The following is an 18,458-nucleotide window of genomic DNA, read 5'->3' as shown; positions in this document are numbered from 1 at the left end:
CCCGGCCCGACGCCCCTGGTCACCGGTGACGTGCGAAGCCCGACGCCCGGTTGATCGGACGGGCGACGGCGGCGCGGACCGCCTCCGGTGAGCCGACCACCCGCACGCGGTCGCGGGCGCGCGTGACGGCGGTGTAGAGCAGCTCGCGGGTGAGCAGCGGGGACTCCGCCGGCGGCAGCAGCACCGTCACCCGGGAGTACTGGCTGCCCTGCGCCCGGTGGACGGTCATGGCGTTCACCCCGGACACGTCGCCGAGCAGGGCGGGCGGCAGCTCGAGGGGCACGTCGCCGCGCCCGAACACCGCCACGGTGCGGGCGCCCCGCGCCACGACCACCCCGGTGTCGCCGTTGTAGAGCCCCAGGTCGTAGTCGTTCTCGGTGACCAGCAGCGGCCGGCCCGGCCACCACACCGCGCCGGCCTCGCGGTCGGCGTCGACCCCGCCGTCCTCGTCGAGCCAGCGCTCCACCTGCGCCGCCCAGCGGCTCACGCCGTACGGGCCACGGCGGTGGGCGCACAGCAGGCGGTGCTCCTCGCCGGCGAACAGGGCGGCCCGGGCGTCGCCGTCCCGGGCGGCGGTGGCGACCTCGCGCGCCCCGGCGACGACCTCCTCGCGCAGGCCCTCGAGCCCGGCGGGCTCGCGCTCGGTGAGGTCCACGGACTCGGCGAACTCCAGCGAGGGCGCGGTCCGCAGGCACTCCAGGACCGCGTCGGGGTCATCGGCCCGGATCGCCCGCGCCAGGGCCGCGATGTCGGCGTTGTTGCGGTAGTTCCGGTCGAGCCGCACGACGCCGTTCGGGTCGGGGGTCGCGGTGCACCCGACGGCGGCGAGGGTCTCCGGTTCGGGTCGCACGGGGCCGAGCTCGGGGGCCGAGACCAGGTCGCCGAGCACCGCTCCCGCCTCGACCGGCGCGAGCTGGTCCGGGTCGCCCACCAGGATCACCCGGGCGTCGTCGCGGACCGCCTCGAGCAGGCGGGCCATCAGCGTCAGCGACACCATGGAGGTCTCGTCGACGATCACCACGTCGTGCGGCAACCGCCGGTGCCGGTCGTGCCGGAAGCGGGACGAGGTGTCCGCCCGCGGCCCGAGCAGCCGGTGGATGGTCGAGGCCTCGAGCACGCCCACGCGCTCGCGGTCGGCCGCCGGCAGTGCCTCCGCCGACACCGCCTCCCCGAGGCGGGCGGCGGCCTTGCCGGTGGGCGCCGCGAGCGCGATGCGGCAGGTCGGGTCCTGGTCGCGCAGCACGGCGAGCAGGCGCGACACCGTGGTCGTCTTGCCCGTGCCGGGACCGCCCGCGATCACCGCGGTCCAGCGCAGCGTCGCGACGGCGCACGCCAGCCGCTGGTGGTCGTCGGGCGCCGCGCCCGCGAAGAGCCGGTCGAGCGCGGCGCGGAGCCGGTCGGGGTCGACGGGGGGCGGGGTGGCGACCGCGCGGGCGGTGAGGTCGGCGTGGACCTCGTCCTCCTGGCGGCGGTACCGGTCGAGCCACAGCAGCCCGTCGTCGGTGCGCAGCGGGCCGCCGGGCGCGGTGAGCGGGCTCGCGGCCAGCCGCGCCGCCCAGGCCGCCGGATCGGCGGGCCACGGCAGGTCGGAGGTGTCGTCGAGGGTCCCGTCGTCGGTGAGCACCACCCGGTCGACGTCCGCGAGCTCCAGGCACACCGACCCGGCCCGCAGCGCCCGGACCGTCAGTGCGGCCGCGAGCAGCACCTCCTCGTCGTCCTCCCGCCCGAGCCGCCCGAGGCGGCGGGCCACCGCGGTGTCGGCCGGCGCGAGGACCCCGCGGGTGGTGAAGACGGCCAGCAGGCCGGTGGCACGGGCCGCGAACCGCACGCCCTCCTCGGCGGCGAACTCCACGCTCACGCGGCCACCCCCGCCCCGGACGGGACCCCGGCGAGCAGGTCGGACAGGGCGACCAGGAGCGCGGGCGGCGGCGACCAGCGCAACACCCCGCAGGTGGTGCCGCCGACCACCGGGGTCTCCGGCCCGCACATCCCGCGCAGGAACAGGTAGGCGACGCCGCCGAGGTGGCGCTCGGGGTCGTAGTCGCGGACCCGCCAGCGCAGGAACCGGTGCAGGGCGACCCCGTAGAGGAGGGCCTGCAGCGGGTAGTGCGCCGCGATCATCGCCGCCCGCATCTGCTCCGGGCCGTAGTGCGCGCTGGTCAGCGGGTCCGGGACGCCGGTGGTGGACACCGGGCCGAGCCAGTTCGTCTTGTGGTCGACGATCACGTACCGCCCGTCCGGGTCGCGCAGGACCGCGTCGATGCTGCCGGTGAGGTAGCCGCGCAGCACCGCGGCGGACAGGCCCTCCAGGACCTCGGCGTAGTCGGCGAGCGGGTCGGTCGCCGGCAGGTGCGCGCGGAGCAGCGCGGCCGCGGCCCCGAGGGTCACGGTGCCGGCGCCGGGCCGGTCGCCCCCGGCCAGCGGCAGCTCGAAGTCCAGCTCGGCGAGCCGGTCGCGCGGGAGGACGTCGCCGTAGGCCCACGGCCCGGACGACGCGGTCCCGACCGGGGTGCGCAGCGCCGGCTCCAGGGCGTTCGCGAGCCCGTCCGCGTCCACCCCGGCCAGCGGGCGGCGGGCCAGCGCCTCGCGGGCGGCCTCGGCGAGGGCGGACACGACGGCGGGCGCTGCGGTGTCGACCGTCTCCAGCACGGTGTGCACCAGCACCCCGAACGCGGCGCCGACCGGCAGGTCGGCCATCGGCGACGGCACGGCGGCCACGTCGGGCGCCGGGGTGACCTCGGCCGTCCCGGGCTCGGCCTCGTCGTCCAGCCGCATCTCCTCCGGCTCGGAGGTCGCTGCCTCGGCCGCCTGGGCGGCGTGCGCGTCCGCGGTCAGCGAGGAGTACGACGAGCGCCGCCACGAGAGGTCCAGCTCCCGGTCGAAGCGGGCGGCCGTGAGGCTGCCGTGCTCGCCGGCGTCCGGCATCCACTGCGGCGCCGACCGGCCCTCGACCGGCTCCACCGACAGGTGCGGGCCGGCGAACCCCGCGAGCTCCGCCGCCATGGTGGTGTCGTCGGTGAGGGTCACCACCGGGTCCGGCTCACCGCCCGGTCGCGCCCCGCGCAGCAGCCGGTTGAGCGCCGACGGCGCGGTCTGCGAGGACGGGGCCCACCAGGCGACCACCTGGCTGCGGGCCCGGGTGAGGGCGACGTAGAGCAGCCGGAGGTCCTCGCCGTCGTCCTCCCGGCGCTGCGCGGTGCAGTGCTCCATCCACGCGGGGTCGGCGGGACCGCCCACCGCACGCACCCGCGCGCCGTGCTCGTCGTGGTGGAGGACCTCCTCGGGGGACTCCCGCGTCCACCGGTCCCACCCGAAGGGGACGTAGACCACCGGGAACTCCAGGCCCTTGCACTTGTGCACGGTGAGGATCTGGACGGCGTCCGCGTCGGACTCGAGGCGGCGGGTGCGCTCCGGCCGGGCCTCCCGTCCGGTCCCCGCGGCCTCCGCGATGCGCAGCCGCAGCCACTCGGTGACGGCCACGACGCCGAGCCGGTGCGCGGACCCCTCGGCGTGCAGCACCTCCCCGACGTGGCGGACGTCGGTGAGCAGCCGTTCCCCGCCGGTGGTGGACAGCACGCGGCGGGTGAGGTCGGTCGTCGTCGAGACCGCCTCGAGCAGGGCGGCGACGCCGCGCTCGCGCAGCACCGCGCCCCACCGCCGCAGGTGCTCGCCCACCTCGGCGAGCACCGCGGCGTCCCCGCCGGCCCGGGCGTCGGCGTCCAGGTCGGCGGCCCGCCGGCCGACGAAGCAGGTCAGCGCGGCGGCCCGGACGCGCGTGACCCGCCCGGGCTGCTCCAGGGCCTCGAGCAGGGTCAGCCACTCGCGGGCCGCCCCGGTGGCGAACACGCTCGCCGCGCCGGCCAGCACGGCGGGCACCCCGGTCCCGACGAGCGCGTCGCGGACCAGGTCGGCCTGCGCGTTCGTCCGGACCAGCACGGCGAGGTCGCCGGGCCCCAGCGGGCGGCCGTCCCACGTCGAGTCGGCCGCGAGCAGCACCCCGACGTCGGCCGCGAGGTCGGCGACGACCTTCGCGCGCACCGGGGTGATCTCCGGGAGCCCGGTCCGGTGGTTGGCGCGCAGGCCCGCGCGCGGGAGGACCCGCAGGCGGAACGGGGTCGGGTCGGGGGCGCCCGCGAGCCGGGACCCGGGGTGGGCGGCGTCCACCGGGTGCACGACGATCCGGTCGTCGCCGAGCGCGGCGCCGTCGAACACCCGCGCCAGGGCGGCCAGGAGCCCGGCGTCGCTGCGGTGGTTGACGGCGAGGGTGGCGCGGGTGCCCGCCGTCCGGGCGGCGGCCAGGTAGCTCACGACGTCGGCGCCGCGGAAGGCGTAGATCGCCTGCTTCGGGTCGCCGATGACGGTGAGCGCGACGTGGCCGTGGAAGGCGACCCGCAGGATGTCCCACTGCATCGGGTCGGTGTCCTGGAACTCGTCGACCAGCACCACGCGGTAGCGCTCCCGCAGGCGGGCGCAGGCCACCTCGCCGAGGGTCGGGTCGGTGAGGGCGGCGTGCAGCCGGGTCAGCATGTCGTCGAAGGTGAACAGCCGGCGGCGGCGCTTGCGCCGCTCGACCTCGTCGCGGACCGCGAGCGCGAACCGCGCGCGGACGTCGGCGGCGCCCGTCGTCTCCCCCGCGGCCGGGGCGATCCGCGCGGTCGGGTCGAACACCGCGGCGCGGCCGAGCAGGAGCGCGGTGGCCCGGTCGAAGGGCGGGTCGCCCGCGGCCTCCGGGGCGTACGCGCGGACGTAGAAGTCGTCGACGACCTCGGTGACGACGTCGTCGATCGTCTCGACGAACAGCGCGTCGGCGTCGGTGTCGCCCTCCACGCCCAGCCCGGCCAGCATGTCCTGGCAGAACTGGTGCGTGGTGGCGATGGTCGCGGTGTCGAAGTGCGCGAGGGCGTGGGCGAGACGGTGCCGCCGCGCCGCCCGCTCGGCGTCGTCGACGTCGGTGATCAGGGCCGTGACCCGGTCGCCCGGCGGATCGTCGGACCGCAGCGCGCGCTCCACGGCCACGAACCGTTCCCGCACCCGCTCCCGCAGCTCGCGGGTGGCCTCCCGGCCGAAGGTCACGAGCATCAACTGGTCGAGCGTGGCCCGGCCCTCGGCGACGTAGCGGGCCGCGAGCGCCGCGATCGTGTAGGTCTTGCCGGTCCCCGCGCTCGCCTCGAGCACGGTCGTCCCCGTGGGCAGCGGGCCGCACACGTCGAAGGCCGGCACGTCCGTGGTCGTGGTCATCGGTAGTGCTCCTCCCGCCCGCGCTCGGCCTCGCGCAAGGGCTTCCAGAACCGCACCGCGAGCTCCCCGAACCGGGTCGACTCGACCGCGCCCGCCGGACCGGCGACGTCGTCGAGCGGGCGGTCGGGGCCCCACACCAGCACGTGCGCCGGATCGCCTGCCTCGCCGAAGCGCCCGGACCACTCCCGCCGCGCGGTGTCGAACGCCTGCTTCGTCGTCCGGCGGCCGCGTTCGCCCACGTAGCGCTCGGAGCACTTCGCGAACAGCGGCAGGGGCTCGCGCATCCCCTCGGCGTGCAGCGCGACGAGGTCGGCGAGCACGGCCCGGGCGTACACGGGGTCGAGCCCGGTGATCGTCGCTCGGGCGGTCGGCGAGTCCTGGCCGCCCTTGCCGATGGTGGTCGCCGAGAAGGACCGGTCGGGGTGCGCGGCGGCGAGCGCCACCAGCTGCACCCACGCCGCGGCCCGGTGCTTCGGCGCGAGCCGGGAGAAGCTCACCGCGGCCAGCGTGGAGCCGCGGACCCCGGGGACGGTCCCGACGACGAGCGTGCCGTCGTCGAGCCGGACGGAGACCGTGAGGTCGCGGGCGGGCTCGGCCCACAGCGGCTCGGCCGCCCGCCGCAGCTCCTCGGCCTGGCGGCCCACCGAGCGCAGCAGCCGGACGCCGAGCCGCCCGGGCGGCAGGCTCCCGCGCCGGCGCTCGGCCTCCATGCAGGCGGTGACGTCGTGGCCCGCGAGCCGGTCGGCCAGCAGGCGCTCGCCGATCGCCCACCGCGCGAGGGAGTCCGGCTCGACCGGGAGCGCCTCGTCGGGCTCCTCCTCCTCGCCGTGGGCGACCAGCGCGAGCCGCTGGCGCAGGAACGCCCGGACCGGGTGCTCGACGAACCGCACGAGGTCGGCCAGGTCGACCTCCGCGGCAGGGCGGGCGGGCAGCCGCGACTCCAGGAACACCGGGGCGGCCGTGCGGCCGGAGACCAGCGCCCGGGCGCCGTCGCAGGCGGTCGCGTCGAAGCTGAAGGGTCGCGCGCCCGGACCGGTCGTCCGGAAGTTGGCCGGGGCGAACGGGTGCAGCGGGTGGCGGCGGACGACGTGCTCGCGGGCGGGCCGGCCGCCGACGGTCGCGGTGGCGTCGAGGGTGTCGAGCAGCTCGCCGACCGGGACCGCGGGCGGGCGGGGCGCCCCCGTGCGCTCGTCGGCCCCGGAGTGCACGACGACGAGCCGCTCGGTCGCGGCCATCACGGCATCCAGGAGCAGCTGGCGGTCCTCCGCCGCGGCGTCGCGCTCGCCCACGCGCGGTTCGCGCGCCAGCACGTCGTCGCCGTCGGTGCGCGTGTCGCGGGGGAACACCTGGTCGTCCAGGCCGAGCAGGCAGACCACGCGGTGCGGGACGCTGCGCATCGGCAGCAGGGTGGCGACCGTGAGCGTGCCGGTGCGGAAGTTGGCGCGCGTGGGCCGCCCGGCCAGGTGGTCGGACAGGACGGCCCGCACGTCGTGCAGGGTCAGCGGCGGCGGGTCGGCGGCCCCCGACGACCCGGCCGACCCGCGGACCTCCGCCAGCACCGCCCGGGCCTGGGTGAGCTGCCAGACGTCCGCGGGCACGGTGGCGGTCAGCGCGTCCAGGGCCAGGGTCAGCGCGTCGAGCCACGCCCCGAGCGGCTGCTCGCCGCGCAACCGGCCGAGAACGTCGGCGACCCGGTCGACGAACTCGGCGAGCCGACCCACGAGGTCCGCGTCGCGCGAGTCGACCTCGTCGAGCGGGAGGGCCGAGTCCAGCCACACCTGCTCGTCGCCGGACATCGCGACACCCACGAGCAGGCGGTCGAGCCCCGCCTCCCAGGTGTTCTCCCCGACGCGGCCCAGCTTGTACTCCGCCCGGTGCTCGCGGTCGAGGCCCCACCGGACCCCCGCCCGCCCGACGAGGACCCGCAGCCGCTCGCACGCGTCGTCGTCGAGCGAGAACCGGCGGCGGACGGGCTCGCTCTCCGCGAGGTCGAGCAGCTCGCTCGCGGTGAGCCGCGCGTCGGCGAGGTCGAGCACGGTGCCGAGCACACCGAGCACCGGGTTGACCTGGGTGAGCGACCGGTCGGCGACCCGGACCTGCAGGCGGTGGCCGGGATGCCCGCCGTCCTCCGCGGAGCCGCCGAACGCGGCGGTGACCAGGGGCGCGAACGTCTCGACGTCGGGGCACATGACGACGATGTCGCGGGGCTCGAGGGTGGGGTCGTCGACGAGCAGCCCGAGGACCGCCTCGCGCAGGACCTCGACCTGCCGGTCGGGCCCGTGGCAGGAGTGCACGACGACGCTCCCGTCGGGCGGCAGGTCGACCCCGGCGGGCGCCCGGTCGTGCGCCAGGTCGTCCTGCAGCCGCCCGAGCAGCGTCGCGGGCGCCGGCCCGGGCGCGGGGTGGTACTCCTCGGCGGCGCCGGGCGGCAGGCGCAGCTGCAGCTCGCGGGCGTCGCGCGCCAACGACCGCAGCAGCGGGTGCGCCGCGGTGTCGGCCGTCGGGTCGTCCCGGCGGCGGCCGGCGCCGTGGCCGGTGCCGCGGACGGACTCCCACAGGGCCGGCGACGGGTGCGGCAGCCAGAGGTGGACCTCGCGGTCCGCCGCGAGGGCCTCGAGGACCGCCAGCTCCGTGGTCGACAGGCGGGTCGGGCCGAACACGGACACCCGGGCCGGCAGGTCGGCGGCCGGGGCGCGGGCGGGCACGTCCGGGAGGGTCTCGGCCGGACCGGGCACCCCGAGCCGGTCCCGCAGCCGACGCCAGAGCTCGGGCTGCCACGCGAGGTCCGCCGGGACGTCCTCGTCGTCCTTCGCGGCCCACGCACGCACCATCGCGGGCCGGTGCTCGGCGTACGCGTCGAACAGCCGCGCGAGGTGCCGGGCCGCCGCGAACCGGCGCCCGGCCCGGGTGCCGGCGGTGTCGCCGAGCACGCCGAGGTAGGTGTTCAGCGGGGCGAGCCAGGCCTCGCCCGCGCACGCGTCGATCGTCTCCAGCAGCGGCCAGACCAGCCGGTCCGGCGCCCACAGCTCGTCGTCCGGCAGGTGCCGGGCGGTGCGGACCAGCTCGGCGGGCGGCGGGAACACGACGTTCGCGCAGACCCCGTCGTCACCCGCGCGCGCCCCGAGGTGGTGGGACAGCCGCTGGGCGAGCCAGCGCTCCACCCCGCGCGTGGGCACGGCGACCACGTCGGGGGTGAACGGATCGTCCGGCGGCTCCGCCAGGACGTCCGCCAGCGCCTCCGCGAGGGTGTCCGCCCGTTCCGCGCGGTGGACCTGGAGCGCCATGTCCCGGCACGCTAGCCGCGCCCCCCGACAACCTCGGGGAGGACCCCGGGCACGGCGTGTGCGCCATCAGATGCGCCGTCAAGGGCAGCCGGAGGAGACCTTCACCCGCCACCAGCCCGCGAGGCGCCCCACGACGCCCAGCACCGGGCTCACCTGCCACCGGCAGCACCCGGGCAGGCCCAGGTCGTCGGTGGTGAGGCGGGTCCCGCGGTGGGCGTCCGGGTCGGCGTACATGCGCTCGAGCAGGTCCCGGTTCGCGGCGTGCCGGGCCCGGCGGGCGGTCACGGCCGCGCGGACCGCGTCCAGGCCCGCCACGAGGTCGTCGCGCACGCGCTCCAGCTCGCCCAGGTCCAGCAGCCGCGGACGCTCGGCCACCGGCGCCACCGCCGCCGCGGCCAGCACCTCCGGCGCCCAGTCGGCCTCGAGGACCTGCCGCAGCCGCTCCTGCAGGAACGCGACCTGCTCGCGCAGTCCGCGCCGGGAGGCGACCGTCTCGGGGCCGTCCAGTGCCTCGAGGGCGTCCAGGATCGCGAGTGCGACATCCGGGCGGGGTTCGGTCGACGTCACCGTGCGCTCCTCCCTGACGGGACCCCGGAGAGTGTGCGCCCCCGGCCGACCCGACGCCAGGTCAGGTCCCCGCGAGGTAGTGCACCGCCCGCCAGACCGCCTCGCTGACCTCCCAGCTCGCGACCCCGGGCACCCGCACCGCGAAGAGCACCACCTCCCGCGTCCGCGACCCGGGCACGAGCGGGCCCGGCGGGTCCCCGACGACGGGTGCGACCGGCCCGACCGTGTCCGCGACGACGAGGTCGCCCGCCGTCGTCGGGGACCCGTCCCGGTAGGGCTCCCCGGCGGTCGCCCGCACCTGCCACGGCCCGCTCGTCCGCGCGGCGTCGAGCGCCATCAGCGGCACCCCGACCTCGGCCAGGACCGCGAGCCGCACCGCGACGACCGGGTCGCCGGCCCGCAGCGCCCCGGTGACGACCACCTCGCGGGCGTCCCGCTCCAGCGCCGTCGGCGGCACGGTCGCGTCCAGGCCGGTCTGGCGTTCGAACGCCGGATAGGCCGCGTCGAGCAGGCGCCCTCCCCGCTCACGGATCCGCTCCGCGGCACGGAAGGTCCCGGAGAGCCGGCCCAGCCGCTCCCGGCCCGTCGCGGCGGCGGCGCGCGCGACGGTCGCGGTCGCCGTCCAGAGCTCGAGCTCCCCGAACTCGGCCACCAGATCGGGCGCGATCCGTCCGGCGGAGACGTCAGCCACGGCAGACTGGGATCATGAGCGACTTCAACGAGCAGGTCATCGAGGAGTTCCGTTCCCACGGCGGGCGCGTCGGCGGGCAGTTCGAGGGCGCTCCGCTCCTGCTGCTGCACCACGTAGGCCGCCGCAGCGGCGCCGAGCGACTGTCGCCGATGATGTACCAGCAGGTCGGTGACGCGTGGGCCGTCTTCGCCTCGAAGGCCGGCGCCCCGGACAACCCGGACTGGTACCACAACCTGCTCGCCCGGCCCGACGCCGCGATCGAGGTCGGCGACGGCAGCACGATCGACACCGTCGACGTCCGCGCCCGCGACCTCCCCGCCGAGGAGCGCGACCCGGTCTGGGAGACGCAGAAGCAGCGCTACCCCGGGTTCGCCGACTACGAGTCGAGGACCACCCGCACCATCCCGGTGATGCTCCTGGAACGCCGCTGACCGGCCCTCCCGCCACCCGTGCCCCGGGCCCGGGGACGCCGTGGCTACCGTGAGGTACCCGCCCGTCACCCGGAGCGCCGCCGGAGAGGAGTCACGCCATCGCCCCCCGTCACTCCTCGCGCCCGGCCCGGTCCCGCCCGCGGCGCGCCCCCGCGCTGCTCGCGGCGCTCGGGGTGCTCCTCGCGATGGGCGCGGTCCTGGCGCTGCTGACGACGGGCCGGCCCCAGGTCGTCCCCGCGGCGGCCGCCGCTCCCGCGGCGCCCGTTGCCCCGGTCGCGGCGCCGGTCGCGGCCGGGCCGCCCCCGGCCCCCGTCGTCACCCCCGCCCAGCTCTCCCGGTGCCCGGCCGCAGCCAGCGCCTGTGTCGACCTCGCCGCCCGGACGGCCTGGCTGCAGCGCGACGGCAAGGTCACCGTCGGCCCGGTCCCAATGCTGCCGGGCGCGGAGACCTTCGTCCGGCCTCCCGGACCGACCTCGTCGGCCACCCCGACCGGGTCGTTCCACGTGCAGCGCAAGGACGCGGACGCGGTGAGCTCCGAGTTCGGCGAGCCGATGAACCACGCGGTCTACTTCGCCCCGGGCGGGATCGCCTTCCACGAGGGCAGCCTGACGACGTCGTCGAACGGCTGCATCCACCTCTCCGCGGCCGACGCGACGACGTTCTTCGACCGCCTGCGCATCGGCGACGGGGTCACCGTCTTCTGATCTCCCGGCGCGGTGCGTGCGCGGGCTACCCTCCCGGGCCATCGAGCCGATCACCGCCGCCGACCTCTTGGCCCGCGCCCGCGGACGGGAGCGACACCCCGTCGTCGTGATCGACGGGTTCTCCGGGGCGGGCAAGACGACGCTCGCCCGCGAGCTGGCCGAGGCCGACCCGGGCGTGACCGTCGAGTCGATCGAGACGTTCTACCTCGGCTGGGACGGCCTCGCGGCGGGGCCGCGGCGGGCGTCCGAGCAGCTCGTGGAGCCGCTGCGGCGCGGGGAGGTCCCGGTCGTCTCGCCCTGGGACTGGCGGCGCGACCAGGTGGGCCCGTCCCGACGGTGGGTCGTGTCCGGGCTGCTGGTGCTCGAGGGCGTCGGCGCGGCCGCCCGGCCACTGCGCGACGCGGCGTCGCTGTCGGTGTGGGTCGACGCCACGCCGGCCGAGCGGGACGCCCGCCTGCGGGCCCGGGACGACTGGGCGGACTACGCGCCGCACCGCGCGGGCTTCGAACGACAGGAGCAGGCGCTGGAGGCGGCGGAGGGCACGCGGGCCGCCGTGGACGTGATCGTGCGGCGGGACGGCGGGGAATGGGTACGTTGCCGGATGTGACGGCCGAAACCATCGAAGCCGCGGCCAGCACCGACGCGGACCAGTGGCGCGAGGTCGAGGAGTGGAAGGTACGGGTCCAGTCCTCGAACCCGGTGCTCTCCCCGCTGCGCGACTCCGTCGGGGACGTGCGGGCGGGCCTCCAGGCGGTGCTGCGTCGCATCCCCGGTATCCAGCAGGTCGACGACGGGGTGCACGACGTGCTGCACCAGCTCGCCGCGGCCGGCGCGGGCGCCGGGGCGGCGACACTGCGCCGGGACGCGGTGTTCGCCCGGTTCCGCGACCTCGGCCACGACGTCAGCGACTTCAAGGACATCCGCCGTCTCGACGTCACCGTCGTCCAGGCTGCGATGCCGCGCCTGGACCTGGCCTACCCGGCGTTCGCGGCGGTGCAGGGCGGGACCACGTCGCTGCTCATGACCTCGGGCGCCTCGGCGGCCGCCGGCGGGTCGTCCCTGCTCGGGCTCGGCGGGTTGCCCGGCGTCGCGGTGATCGCGTCGTCCCTGACCGCGGACGCGCTGCTCACGGTCGCGGCCTGCACCCGGGCGGTGGCACACGTCGGCGCCTACTACGGCTACGACGTCACCAAGCGCTCCGAGCAGGTGCTGGCGCTGGCGATCCTCGCCGTCGGGCTGTCCAGCGACGCGGACGCTCCGGAGGCCTACGAGGAGGTCTCCTCGCTGATCACCCAGGCCGCGGAGGGCGGCAGGAAGAAGCGGCGCCAGCGCCAGCTCCGCCGCCTGGCCACCGCGGTGCACCAGCGCCTGCTCTCCCAGATCGGGCAGCGCGAGCTCGCCCAGCTCGTGCCCGTCGTCGGGATCGGGATCGGGGCGGTGCTCTCGGCGCGCCTGCTCGGGCGGGTCGTCGACGCCGCGGAGCACCTCTACCGCGAGCGGTTCCTCTACGAGAAGTACGACGTGCCGTTCGACGCCGAACCCCCCGACTGGGTCGCCGCGGACGCCGCCGCCCACGAAGCGATACTGCCGATTCACCCGCCGTCCATGTGATCTCCACGGCGTCGCCCACCGGCGTCCCTACCGTCCCGTCGCATGACCGCCGCGGCGCCCGGGTGCATGACGGACGGCGACGCGCGCGCGTGGGAGGCCGTCGAGCGCTGGCGGACGGCGACCGTGGCCGGCCCCGGCTGGTGGAGCCGGATGGGTTCCTGGGCGGTCACCGGTCTGCGGCACCTCCCCGGTGCCGGCCTGGTCGACCAGCTGGTCGAGACGAGCGTGGTCGGGGTCGTCGACTCGGTCGTCGGTGAGCCGTTGCGCGACGCCGGCCTCGCCCTCGGGTGGTGGACGGCGGGCCGGGCGGACCGGGTGGTCGCGGTGCTGGTCGCCGCCGGCCACGAGGTCGACGGCCTGGAGGACCTGCGGAGCCTCGACGTCGAGGTGCTGCGCGCGGCTCGCGGCCCGCTCGGTCGGGTCCACGTCGCCGCGGCCGGGCTCCGGGGCGGGCTGACCGGCGCCGCGGCCGGGGCCGCCGCGGGCGCCTCGAGCGCGGCGACCGGGCTGGCCGCGGGGGTCGCCGCCCTGGCCCTGGACAGCGTGCTCACCGCCGCCACCTGCGTGCGGGCCGTCGCGCGGGTCGCGGCCCACTACGGTTACGACACCGCCGAGCCCTCCGAGCGCGAGTTCGCCCTCGCGGTGCTGGCCGCCGGGCTCACCCCGGCCCCACCGGTCGTCGTGAAGCCCCTGCCCGCGATCGGCATTGGTCTCGGGGTGTGGCTGTCCTCCCGCCAGGTCGCCCGGGTCCTCGAGACCGCCGAGCAGCTCTACACCGAGCGGTTCCTGCGGGAGAAGTACGCGCTGGACGAGGCGCCGACCGAGCTGGTGGCGGTGTAGCGGACGCCCGTGAGGGGAGGATCCGGTCGCTCCGGCCGACCGAGGGTTCCCCTCAGGCAGGCGGGGCGGCGGGCAGCGGCAGGACCAGCAGTCGGCGGCCGTCGTCGGGGTGACCGGGCAGGTCGGCGACCCGGTCGGGCACCTCGATGCCGGGCGGCACCTCGTCGCGCAACGGGCCGACGACGAGCAGGTCAGCCCCGTCGGCCCCGTCGGCATGGTCCAGCGCGGGCACGGTGACCACGGAGTCGACCGGGGCCTGGCGCGCCAGCCACGCCGCCGCCCGCCGGTGCGACCACGCCGCCGCCCAGCGTCGTTCCCGCGGCGCCCAGGTCTCGTCGGAGGTGTCCGCGTCGAGCGCCTCGAGCAGCGCGGGCCATTCCGCGAGCCGGGCGGCGAGCGCGTCGGAGCGGCGCAGCTCGCGCTGCTCGACCCGGGCGGCGTCGACCCCTTCCGCCGCGACGGCGTAGCCGTCGACGTCCAGGCGCCGCAGGGCCGCGATCGTGGCCCGCAGCTCGGGCGCCTGCTCGGCGGGCAGGGCACCGTCGGCCAGCCGGGCCAGCACCTCGCCGAGCTCGCGGCGCGCGAGGTCGGCGCTGGGACGGGACGTGAGGCGGCGGCCGGTCGCGACGACCCGGCCCACCGCGGGGAGCGAGTCCGTGGGCGGCCGGACGTCGGCGGGCAGACCGACGAGCAGGCCGCGCAGCCGGCCGACCGCGTCCAGCACGTGCCCGATCCGCCGCCCCAGCTCCTGCAGCGACAGCAACCGGTGCACCATCAGCGCCCGCTGCTCGGCGGGGCGCACGACCCGGCCGAGGGGCGCGAGCGCGTCGGCGACGGTCGCCTCGATCACCCGCAGCCGCAGGTGGTGGGCCACCGCCCGGGCGCCCTCGGCGGTCAGCGGGTCCACGCGGTTGACCGCCAGCGCCGGCAGGGCGGACTCCACCGCCCGCTGCTGGTCGGACTTGAACATCCGCCGCGGCGAGCCACCCGCCGCCAGGAAGTCCGCGTAGGCCTCGAAGGCGTCCGCGGCCGGCCCCGGCTCCAGCGTCTCGTCCGTGACGCGGACCTGGGCCGGGCCGCTGCCGCGGTCGTGCTCGGCGACGTCCCCGACGGTGGCGAGGGCCGCGGCGGCCCGCGACCACGCCGCGGCGGCGCGACCGTCGAGCACCGCGTCCACCGTGGCCCGCGCCCACGCCGCGTCCTCGCCGGCGGGTCCGAGGCCGATAACGGTCTCGTCGATGCGCCGCAGGACCGGGTCCAGGGCGGGCGCGGCGTCCGGAGGGAGCCCGGCGAGGGCGGCGATGAGCGGGCGGGCCATCTCGCGGGCGAGGGAGCCGGCCGGGCCGGCGACGTCGAGCAGCTCCGCGGCGAGCTGCTCGACGTGCGGCTCCGGCGGCAGCTCGGCGGGCGGGGGCAGGACCTGGTGCCGGCGGGCCGGGTCCAGGGTGCGCTCACCGTGCTCGGCGACCAGGAGCCGGCGCAGGGCGGCCAGCTCGGAGGCGTCGAGGGGCGGCGTCGGCCCGGTCGCGGTGGGCGGGTCGAGCGGGTCGTCCGGTCCGAGCAGCTCGGACAGCCACGCGTCCTGCGGCGCGGCCGCCAGCTGGGCGGCGATCTCCTCGACGGTCCCGACGACGCCGGCCGCGACCCGGTGCGGCCGCAGCGGGGTCTCACCGAGCCGCTCGCGCCACGCCTGCGCGTCCGCGGGGGTCGGGGCCAGCACCCGGACCCGGCGTCCGTCGGCGCGCAGCCCGTCGACGAGGGCGGCGCGGTGCTCGTCGTCCAGACCGGTCACGACGAGGCCGTCGGTCCCGGCCAGGCGCTCCAGCACGGCGCGGTGCGGGGGCGGTGGTGGCCCGGGGCGCACGGCGGTGGTGGGCGCCGCCAGACCCGGGGCAGCCGTCGGGGCGGGATCGTCGTCCCCCGTCCCGGGCGCCCGTTCCGCCATCGCCGTCACTCCTGATCCACCTCCGGGGGGCTCAACGGCGCAGCGCCCGCCGCGATTCGGCTCAAGTTCATCATCCGACGGAACCGCGGGGGCCCCTCGCCACCTCAGGAGGGGGTGACGACGATGATCGGAGCCCGAGATGTCCCGAGACCAGGTCGCGGTGGCGGCCTCCCTGATCACCGAGCTCGCCCGCGGGGGTGTCGCGCCGGAGGCCGTGGCGCGGGGTGTGACCCTGCTCGCGGGCCGGGTGCCCGAGGCCGCGCTCGACCCCGGGGCCGACCGCGCCCTCCTCGACGCGGTCGACCCGCTGTGGGACCGCGGGTGGACCCCGCGCGACCTCGTGGAGATCGTCCGGCGCCGGCTGGGGGCCGCTGCGGTGCCGCTGGTCACCGACCTCGTCGCGGCCGACGCCGCACGCCGTCCCGCGACCTTCTCCACCGCCGGGGTCGACGCGCGGCGCTGGTGGGACGCGGACCGCCCCCTGGTCACGGCGTGGCGGACGTCCCGCGGCCTGGACCGCGCGGCGGCGGGCGCGGCCGTGCTGCGCCTCGTCGGGACCCTGCTGGTCCTGCCGCGGCTGCCGGTCGTGCCGGACGGCGGACCCGACACCACCGGCGTGGACCCGAAGGTGCTGGCCCGGGTCCGGGCCCTGCTCGCGAAGGCGGAGTCCACGACGTTCGCCCAGGAGGCGGAGGCCCTCTCGGCCAAGGCCCAGGAGCTGATGGCCCGGCACGCGCTGGCGGCGGCGGTCGTCTCCGAGGGTTCCGGGCCGGTCCCGACGGCGGGGGTGCGCCGGCTCTGGCTCGACGCGCCCTACACGTCGGCGAAGTCCAGCCTGGTCCACCAGGTCGCGGGGGCGAACCGCTGCCGGGCGGTGAGCCTGGACGCGCTGGACCTGGTCACGGTGGTCGGTCACCCCACCGACCTGGACACCGTCGAGCTGCTGGCGACCTCGTTGCTCGTGCAGGCCGGGCGGGCGATGGCGGCTTCGGCGGCCGGCTCGCGCACGCGGTCGTTCCGGCACGCCTTCCTGCTCTCCTACGCGACCCGCATCGGCGAACGGCTGCGGGAGGCGGGGGCGGCCGCCGAGGCCGAGGCACGCGCCGAGAGCGGCGACGCGCTCCTGCCGGTGCTCGCCGCGCGGGGCGAGGCCGTGGAGCGGACGGTCACCGAGCTGTTCCCGCGGCTGACGACGAAGCGGTTCTCGGTGGGCAACGGTGCGGGCTGGCAGGCCGGGCGGGACGCCGCCGACGCCGCGACCCTGCAGGTGGGGCGGGAGGCGCTGCCGGACTGACTGCGACCATCTCCGTCATGGCTGGGTCCAACCGGGAACGCCGCGCGGCCAAGCAGCGCCGCCGCGACCAGCGCCGCGGGGTCACGGCCCGGCCCGCCGACGCCGACCTCGGGCGCGGCCTGCCCGCCGAGACCCTCGAGCGGCTGCTGCGCCGCGCCGCCGCCGACCTCGCCGACGGCCGCGAGGAGGCCCTCACGGAGCTGCGCCACCTGCTCGCGGAGCACCTCGCGCGGCGCCGGCCCGAGATCCTCGCGGCCTGCGACACGGTGCTCACCGGCCTGCCCCCGACCGCGGACGGGGGTCTCGGCGCCGCGCTCGGCGGCGAGCGGCCCGCCTCGTCCTGGGCGGAGACGTCCGGCGTCACCACCGAGGAGGCAGCCGTGGCCACCGTCCGGGTGCTGGCGGCGCACGGGTCACGACCACGCCCTTGACCTGGACCATGGTCGAGGTCCACGGTCGTCCCATGACGCCTGGCGCCGGCGAGCTGTCCGTCGGTGAGGTCGCGGCGCGCAGCGGGGTGGCCGTCTCCGCCCTGCACTTCTACGAGCGCGAGGGCCTGATCGCGAGCCGCCGCACCGCGGGCAACCAGCGGCGGTTCCGCCGCGACGTGCTGCGGCGCATCGCGTTCATCCGGATCGCCCAGCGGGTGGGGGTACCGCTGGCCCAGGTCCGCGAGGCGCTCGACGGCCTCCCGGACTCCCGCACCCCGACCCGCGCCGACTGGGAGCAGCTCTCGGCGACCTGGCGCGCCGAGCTCGACGAGCGGATCCGCCGCCTGACCCAGCTGCGCGACGACTTCAGCGGCTGCATCGGCTGCGGCTGCCTGTCGATCGACCGCTGCCAGATGGTCAACCCGGGCGACCGGCTCGGGGAGGCCGGCCCGGGTCCGCAGGTGCTGCGTTAGCCGAAGCGCCCGGGGTGCAGGGCGCGGGCGAGCACCTCGATGCCCTCCACGAGCCGCGGCCCGGCCCGGACGACGTAGGAGGCGGAGTCGATCGGGACGACCGGCACCCCCGGGTACCGCCGCGCGACCGGGCCGGCCTGCGCCTGCGCCCCGGCGAGGTCGTAGCCGCACGGGCTGACGATCACGACCTCCGGGGGCTCCAGGTCCTCCCAGGCCACCGCCCGGCTGCGCCCGCCGTCCGCGGCGGCCGTCGGGACCGCTCCGGCCCGGCGGACGAGCTCGGGCACCCAGTGCCCGGGCAGGAACGGCGGGTCGGTCCACTCCAGCACCAGGGCGCGGGGACGTGGCTCGCCGGCGAGCGCGGCGTCCACGGCCTCGAGACGTCGACGCAGGTCGGAGAGCAGGGGTACGGCCTCGGCGCCGATCGCGGCGGCGAGGTCGGCAATGCCGGTGAGGACCTCGTCGAAGGTGTGCGGGTCGAACGAGTGGACGACGACGTCGGACAGGCCGATCTCGTCGAGCGCCTCGGCCACGGTGCGGCCGGGCAGCGCGCACACCCCGCACAGGTCCTGGGTGAGGACGACGTCCGGGGCGGCCGCGCGCAGCGCCTCCCGGTCGAGGTCGTACATGGGGAGCCCGGCGGCGGCGCGTTCCCGGACGGTGCGGTCGATCTCGGCGGGGGTCATGCCCTCGTCGAGGGCCGAGCGCACGACGACGGGCGCGGCGAGACCCGGCGGGTGGTCGCACTCGAACGTGACCGCGACCAGGTCGTCCGCGCGCCCGAGGGCGCCCACGATCTCGGTGGTGGCGGGCAGCAGCGACGCGATCCGCATGGTCGTCGACGCTAGGCCCTCCGCCCCCGACCGCGCTCGGGCCAGGTGTAGCGCCGGACGGAAGCACGTCCGCGCGGTGCTCGTCGCTCCGTCTCCTGCGGTGGGACGATCCGGAC

Annotated in this window: 15 protein-coding genes; 8 read left to right on the top strand and 7 right to left on the bottom strand. The window is 77.6% G+C overall.

Annotated elements, in window-relative coordinates; all coding sequences use genetic code 11:
- Window positions 1-19 precede the first annotated feature (19 nt).
- The 5 genes from recD to WCD74_RS20090 all read right to left on the bottom strand — a co-directional run bounded on the left by recD (window position 20) and on the right by WCD74_RS20090 (window position 9,780).
- Complete coding sequence (gene recD, locus WCD74_RS20110; RefSeq protein ID WP_337696652.1) at window positions 20-1,858, bottom strand: exodeoxyribonuclease V subunit alpha; 1,839 nt, start codon at window positions 1,856-1,858, stop codon at window positions 20-22.
- A complete protein-coding gene (locus WCD74_RS20105; RefSeq protein ID WP_337696651.1) occupies window positions 1,855-5,238 on the bottom strand; it encodes a UvrD-helicase domain-containing protein in 3,384 nt (1,127 codons plus the stop codon). The genes recD and WCD74_RS20105 overlap by 4 nt, the downstream gene beginning before the upstream one ends.
- Window positions 5,235-8,522: an exodeoxyribonuclease V subunit gamma gene (recC, locus tag WCD74_RS20100; RefSeq protein ID WP_337696650.1), complete on the bottom strand. Its 3,288-nt coding sequence runs from the start codon at window positions 8,520-8,522 to the stop codon at window positions 5,235-5,237. The genes WCD74_RS20105 and recC overlap by 4 nt, the downstream gene beginning before the upstream one ends.
- 78 nt (window positions 8,523-8,600) lie before the next feature.
- The gene (locus WCD74_RS20095; RefSeq protein ID WP_337696649.1) at window positions 8,601-9,089 is read right to left on the bottom strand and encodes a hypothetical protein; all 489 of its coding nucleotides are present in this window, start codon (window positions 9,087-9,089) and stop codon (window positions 8,601-8,603) included.
- A gap of 61 nt (window positions 9,090-9,150) precedes the next feature.
- Complete coding sequence (locus WCD74_RS20090) at window positions 9,151-9,780, bottom strand: hypothetical protein (protein WP_337696648.1); 630 nt, start codon at window positions 9,778-9,780, stop codon at window positions 9,151-9,153.
- Window positions 9,781-9,794: 14 nt separating this feature from the next.
- On the opposite strand from WCD74_RS20090, the gene WCD74_RS20085 reads away from it, so the two are divergent.
- The 5 genes from WCD74_RS20085 to WCD74_RS20065 all read left to right on the top strand — a co-directional run bounded on the left by WCD74_RS20085 (window position 9,795) and on the right by WCD74_RS20065 (window position 13,366).
- Complete coding sequence (locus WCD74_RS20085; RefSeq protein WP_337696647.1) at window positions 9,795-10,211, top strand: nitroreductase family deazaflavin-dependent oxidoreductase; 417 nt, start codon at window positions 9,795-9,797, stop codon at window positions 10,209-10,211.
- A 185-nt stretch (window positions 10,212-10,396) separates the two neighbouring features.
- Window positions 10,397-10,915, top strand: a complete 519-nt coding sequence (locus tag WCD74_RS20080; protein ID WP_337696646.1) for a L,D-transpeptidase — start codon at window positions 10,397-10,399, stop codon at window positions 10,913-10,915.
- A 16-nt stretch (window positions 10,916-10,931) separates the two neighbouring features.
- On the top strand, window positions 10,932-11,522 hold the full coding sequence (locus WCD74_RS20075) for a nucleoside/nucleotide kinase family protein (protein ID WP_337696645.1): 591 nt from the start codon (window positions 10,932-10,934) through the stop codon (window positions 11,520-11,522).
- Entirely contained in the window at window positions 11,519-12,526 is a 1,008-nt protein-coding gene (locus tag WCD74_RS20070; RefSeq protein WP_337696644.1) for an EcsC family protein, read from the top strand. The genes WCD74_RS20075 and WCD74_RS20070 overlap by 4 nt, the downstream gene beginning before the upstream one ends.
- A gap of 42 nt (window positions 12,527-12,568) precedes the next feature.
- A complete protein-coding gene (locus WCD74_RS20065) occupies window positions 12,569-13,366 on the top strand; it encodes an EcsC family protein (protein ID WP_337696643.1) in 798 nt (265 codons plus the stop codon).
- A 52-nt stretch (window positions 13,367-13,418) separates the two neighbouring features.
- Here WCD74_RS20065 and WCD74_RS20060 read toward each other — a convergent pair whose 3' ends face one another.
- Window positions 13,419-15,311 carry a hypothetical protein gene (locus WCD74_RS20060; RefSeq protein WP_337696642.1) on the bottom strand — a complete coding sequence of 631 codons (1,893 nt, stop codon included), beginning with the start codon at window positions 15,309-15,311 and terminating at the stop codon, window positions 13,419-13,421.
- 139 nt (window positions 15,312-15,450) lie between these two features.
- Between WCD74_RS20060 and WCD74_RS20055 the strand changes: the two genes are divergently transcribed.
- From WCD74_RS20055 to soxR, 3 genes are read left to right on the top strand one after another with little or no spacing between them, the layout of a single operon-like run.
- Window positions 15,451-16,605 (top strand): DUF2786 domain-containing protein, encoded by a 1,155-nt coding sequence (locus WCD74_RS20055; protein ID WP_337696641.1) that lies wholly within the window; start codon window positions 15,451-15,453, stop codon window positions 16,603-16,605.
- Window positions 16,606-16,622: 17 nt separating this feature from the next.
- Window positions 16,623-17,036 (top strand): hypothetical protein, encoded by a 414-nt coding sequence (locus tag WCD74_RS20050; RefSeq protein WP_337696640.1) that lies wholly within the window; start codon window positions 16,623-16,625, stop codon window positions 17,034-17,036.
- A 32-nt stretch (window positions 17,037-17,068) separates the two neighbouring features.
- Window positions 17,069-17,509 (top strand): redox-sensitive transcriptional activator SoxR, encoded by a 441-nt coding sequence (soxR, locus tag WCD74_RS20045; RefSeq protein ID WP_337696639.1) that lies wholly within the window; start codon window positions 17,069-17,071, stop codon window positions 17,507-17,509.
- Here the strand turns inward: soxR and WCD74_RS20040 are convergent.
- Window positions 17,506-18,342: an ABC transporter substrate-binding protein gene (locus tag WCD74_RS20040; RefSeq protein WP_337696638.1), complete on the bottom strand. Its 837-nt coding sequence runs from the start codon at window positions 18,340-18,342 to the stop codon at window positions 17,506-17,508. The genes soxR and WCD74_RS20040 overlap by 4 nt on opposite strands.
- Between the last annotated feature and the right edge of the window lie 116 nt (window positions 18,343-18,458).

This window comes from Actinomycetospora aurantiaca, from assembly GCF_037401875.1.
In the GTDB taxonomy this organism is placed as follows: Bacteria; Actinomycetota; Actinomycetes; order Mycobacteriales; family Pseudonocardiaceae; genus Actinomycetospora; species Actinomycetospora aurantiaca.
The sequence above is the reverse complement of the archived record's forward strand: the minus strand, read 5'-3'. Positions and strand labels throughout refer to the sequence as shown.